Annotated in this window: 1 protein-coding gene; it reads left to right on the forward strand. The window is 37.8% G+C overall.

Features of this window, described 5'->3' with window-relative positions; all coding sequences use genetic code 11:
- Nucleotides 1–242: 242 nt before the first annotated feature.
- Nucleotides 243–1,252 (forward strand): RNA-guided endonuclease TnpB family protein (locus tag AM228_RS28870; RefSeq protein WP_231636989.1); only part of this gene is annotated, 1,010 nt, incomplete at its 3' end.

The following is a 1,252-nucleotide window of genomic DNA, read 5'->3' on the forward strand; positions in this document are numbered from 1 at the left end:
AGTTATTTTTGCCTGTCGTGACAGATTGTGTCGAAAAGGATTTGAATTATTCGAGTTTATGGCACAACAAAACGGTAGAGGCATCGTGGTTTAAGAAAACTCTGTAAAATGTCCAGAAGCCCAACTCACAGCCGATATTCTCTCCATCCCTCACGTCTTTTATTGTCGGATACACGGATTCAGAAGCTACAGTAAGAAAATCAAGGAAGCTCCGAATCTATCTAAACCCAGAACAAAAAAAATTGCTTAAACAATGGTTCGGAGTTAGTAGATTTGTCTACAACGAAACCATTAAATATTTGCAGCAGCCCGATACAAAAGCTAACTGGATGGCGATTAAAACAGGAATCTTGAATGGATTACCTGAATGGGCTAAACCTGTTCCTTATCAAATTAAATCAATCGCCATCAAAGATGCTTGTTTAGCCGTTAAAGCCGCTAAACAAGGGTTTAAGGCAGATGGCAAGATTCGTCAATGCAAATTTCGGAGTCGTAAAGACGTAAAGCAATCAATCTATATACCTAAATCAGCGATTAAAGATTGTGGTATTTACCACAGTATATTGGGAAAGGGTAAATTCAAAGAGTCACTACCCGAGAATTTTAGCGATGGTCGATTAACACTAACTTACGGTGAGTATTACTTGACTATCTCGACAGAATTGCAACAACTAAATTCCGAGAATCAAGGGAGAGTTGTTGCCTTAGCTCCTGGTGTCCGCACGTTTATGACATTTTTTTCGGAAACATCTTTTGGTTGGCTAGGCAAAGATTCTAACTTACACATTCAGAAATTGTGTTTCAAATTAGACAAATTAGTGTCTCGACTATCAAAAGCCAAGTGTAAACAGAAAAGAAATCTCAAAAAAGCCGCGAGTAGACTTGGTTGTAAAATCAAGAACTTAGTCAAGGAATTGCATTATAAGACAGCTAGATTTTTAGTAGAAAACTTTGATGTGATTTTCCTCCCAACATTTGAAACATCACAGATGGTTTCTAAGTCAAGACGTAAAAGAAACAAATCTGTCAGGCTTATGCTAACTCTAAGTCATTATGAGTTTAAGCAATTTCTGAAATGGAAGGCTTGGGAAAACCACAAAATTGTGATTGATTGCAACGAAGCCTACACTTCTAAAACGGTGTCATGGACTGGTGAAATTATCAATAATTTGGGTGGGGCAAAAACGATTAAATCGAATTCCACCCAATTAAAGATGGACAGGGATTTAAATGGTGCGCGAGGGATCTTTCT

Source organism: Planktothricoides sp. SR001 (genome assembly GCF_001276715.1).
GTDB classification, from domain to species: Bacteria; Cyanobacteriota; Cyanobacteriia; order Cyanobacteriales; family Laspinemataceae; genus Planktothricoides; species Planktothricoides raciborskii.